Genomic DNA, 3,573 nt, shown 5'->3' on the forward strand with positions numbered 1-3,573 from the left:
CCCACGCCAGGTCCGTGGCATTCCTCAGACCTTGTCGATATCCACATCCTTGGTTTCTTTCAGGCAGAAAATCCCCACCACCAGGCTCACCCCGGTGATCAATACCGGGTACCACAGCCCGTAGAAGATATCCCCGGTGTACACCACCAGCGCGAACGATACCGTCGGCAGGAAGCCACCGAACCAGCCATTGCCGATGTGATAGGGCAGGGACATCGAGGTGTAGCGGATGCGGGTAGGGAACAACTCGACCATCACCGCCGCCAGTGGCCCATAGGTCATGGTGGCAATCAGGATCATGGCGACAATCAGCACCACCACCATCACCTGGTTCACCTGGGCTGGATCGGCCTTGGCCGGGTAGCCGGCCGCCTCGATGGCGCTGCGCATGGCTGCTTCGTCGAAGCCGTTGATGGTCTTGTCGCCGATGCTCACCGTAACGTCACTGCCCTTGGCGTCAACCGAGCTGTAGGGCAGGCCCTGCTTGACCAGGAAGGTCTTGACCTTGTCGCACGGGCTGTCGAAGCGCGCCTTGCCCACCGGGTCGAACTGGAAGGTGCAGGCCTGCGGGTTGGCATGCACCACGATCGGTGCCTGGCGGCTGGCAGCGTCGATCTGCGGGTTGGCGTAATGGCTCAGGGCCTTGAACATCGGGAAGTAGCAGACGGTGGCCAACAGCAGCCCGATCATCAGGATCGGCTTGCGCCCGACACGGTCGGACAGCCAGCCGAAGAACACGAAGAACGGCGCGCCTATGATCACGCTGATGATCAACAGGGTGTTGGCTTGTGACGGGTCCATCTTGAGCATCTGGGTCATGAAGAACAGCACGTAGAACTGTGCGGTATAGAAGGTCACCGCTTGCCCGGCGTTGATGCTGAACAGCGCGGTCAGCACCACCTTGAGGTTGGGCCACGAGGTGAACGACTCGCGGATCGGCGACTTGCTCACCTTGCCCTGGGCCTTCATTTTCACGAAGGCTGGCGATTCATGCATGCTCATGCGGATCCAGGTGGAGATCGCCAGCAGGAAGATCGACAGCAGGAACGGCAGGCGCCAGCCCCAGGTCTCGAACTGGTCGCCGCTGATGTAGCGGCTGGCCAGCACCACGGTCAGCGACAGCAGCAGGCCGAGGGTGGCGGTGGACTGGATGAAGCCGGTGTGGAAACCACGCTTGCCGTGCGGCGCGTGCTCGGCCACATAGGTGGCGGCGCCGCCGTATTCGCCGCCCAGGGCCAGGCCCTGGAGCATGCGCAGTATCACCAGGATGATCGGTGCGGCAATACCGATACTGGCGTAGGTGGGCAGCAGGCCGACCGCGAAGGTCGACAGGCCCATCAGCACGATGGTCACCAGGAAGGTGTACTTGCGCCCGATCATGTCACCCAGCCGACCAAACACCAGGGCGCCGAACGGGCGCACCAGGAAGCCGGCGGCGAAGGCCATCAGGGCGAAGATGAAGGCGGTGGTGTCGTTGACCCCAGCAAAGAACTGCTTGCTGATGACCGCGGCCAGCGCGCCATAGAGAAAAAAGTCATACCACTCGAACACCGTCCCGAGGGATGACGCGAAAATGATCTTGCGTTCTTCACGACCGCTGGAGCTGCTCGCCGCCGCCCCCTGTTCCTGGATGTAGTCCGACATCGTTGCTGTCCTCGGCCCGAGGGCCACAGTGATTATTCTTGTTGTTCCACTGCCGACGGCCTCCGACCACGCGCCGTCGCTGTTGCAAACACCCGGGTCAGGGCGTCGGTATCGCGCTGGAGTCGCTGAGGTTGGTCTGGGTACGGGCCCCCTTGAGGATCAGTTGCGCCGCCTTCTCGGCGATCATCAACGTGGGTGAACAGGTATTGCCGGAGACGATCTGCGGCATGATCGATGCGTCGGCCACGCGCAGGCCGGGAATGCCATGTACGCGCAGCTGGTTATCCACAACGTCCAGCGCGCCATTGCCCATGCGGCAGGTGCCCACCGGGTGGAAGATGGTGGTACCGATCTGGCCGGCGGCCTGGTGCAGGTCTTCTTCACTCTGCAGGGCGGGGCCAGGCAGGTATTCGCGGGGGGCAAAGGCGGCCAGGGCAGGGGCCTGGACGATGCGCCGGGTCATGCGGATGGCATCTGCCGCCACCTGCAGGTCTTCAGGCGCACTGAGGTAGTTGGGGTCGATCAAAGGCGTGGCGTGCATGTCCGCCGAGCGGATATCGATACGCCCACGGCTGACCGGGCGCAGGTTGCACACCGAGGCAGTGAAGGCCGGGAAGCGATGCAGCGGTTCACCGAAGCGCTCCAGCGACAGGGGCTGCACGTGATATTGCAGGTTGGCGGTGGCCTGCTCCGGGCCCGAACGCACGAATGCCCCCAGCTGGCTCGGCGCCATGGCCAGCGGGCCGCTGCGGTCATAGGCGTAACGCAGGCCCATGCCCAGCTTGCCCCACAGGCTGTTGGCCATCTGGTTGAGGGTACGGGTGTTGTCGATCTGGTAGATCAGCCGCAGTTGCAGGTGGTCCTGCAGGTTGCCGCCGACGCCGGGCATGTCGTGCCGCACGCCGATGCCCAGCCCTTCGAGCAGCTTGCGCGGGCCGATGCCTGAGCGCTGCAGGATGCCGGGTGAACCCACGGAGCCTGCGCAAAGAATGATCTCCCGGCGTGCGCCGAACTCATGCCACGCGCCTTGCCAACGCGCTTTCACCGCCCGGGCCCGGGTGTTGTTGAGCAGCACCTGGTCGACCTCGACGCCGGTCAATACGGTCAGGTTGGGCCGTTTGAGGATAGGTTTGAGGAAAGCCTTGGCCGAGTTCCAGCGCACACCGCGGCGCTGGTTGACCTGAAAGTATCCACAGCCGGCGTTATCGCCGGTGTTGAAGTCATCAACCTTGGCGATGCCGCTCTGCTCGGCGGCATCGCGGAAGGCATCGAGGATCGGCCAGCTGTAGCGCTGCTGTTCGACCCGCCATTCGCCGTCACCGCCATGGCTGTCGCTGGCGCCGGCGAAGTGGTTTTCGCTTTGCTTGAACAACGGCAGCACGTCCTTCCATGCCCAGCCGTCGTTGCCTTGCTCGGCCCAACGGTCGTAGTCGGCAGCCTGGCCGCGCATGTAGATCATGCCGTTGATCGAGGAGCAACCACCGAGCACCTTGCCCCGTGGATAACCCAGGGCGCGGCCGTTCAGGCCGGGTTGCGCCTCGGTCTTGAAGCACCAGTCGGTACGGGGGTTGCCGATGCAGTAGAGGTAACCGACGGGGATGTGAATCCAGGGATAGTTGTCGCGGCCCCCGGCTTCCAGCAGCAGGACGCGGCAGGCAGGGTCGGCGGACAGACGGTTGGCCAGCAGGCAACCGGCGGGCCCGGCACCCACGACCACGTAGTCGTAGACAGAATCGGCTGATGGCATGTGCAACCTCGCGCCTGATTATTATTCTTGTCCCGGTCCATCTTATTGATTAATTTCGCTGAGGAAACACGAGATTTTGCGCAGCCGTTGTGCGTTTTAGCACAGCGTTTCGGCCCTTTCGCGGGGGGAGAGACAAACTCAAACCCCACCCCTTGTAAGAGGGACGGGGAGAGAGGGATCCA

At 63.4% G+C, this 3,573-nt stretch carries 2 protein-coding genes; both read right to left on the bottom strand.

The genetic code is table 11. The features are described from left to right. Nucleotides 1-24 precede the first annotated feature (24 nt). Nucleotides 25-1,644, bottom strand: a complete 1,620-nt coding sequence (locus ACO6VM_RS13415) for an MFS transporter (protein ID WP_422403412.1) — start codon at nucleotides 1,642-1,644, stop codon at nucleotides 25-27. A 97-nt stretch (nucleotides 1,645-1,741) separates the two neighbouring features. After that, nucleotides 1,742-3,391, bottom strand: a complete 1,650-nt coding sequence (locus tag ACO6VM_RS13420) for a GMC family oxidoreductase (RefSeq protein WP_422403413.1) — start codon at nucleotides 3,389-3,391, stop codon at nucleotides 1,742-1,744. Between the last annotated feature and the right edge of the window lie 182 nt (nucleotides 3,392-3,573).

The sequence above is a fragment of the Pseudomonas sp. GZD-209 genome (assembly GCF_049310485.1).
Classification (GTDB): domain Bacteria; phylum Pseudomonadota; class Gammaproteobacteria; order Pseudomonadales; family Pseudomonadaceae; genus Aquipseudomonas; species Aquipseudomonas sichuanensis.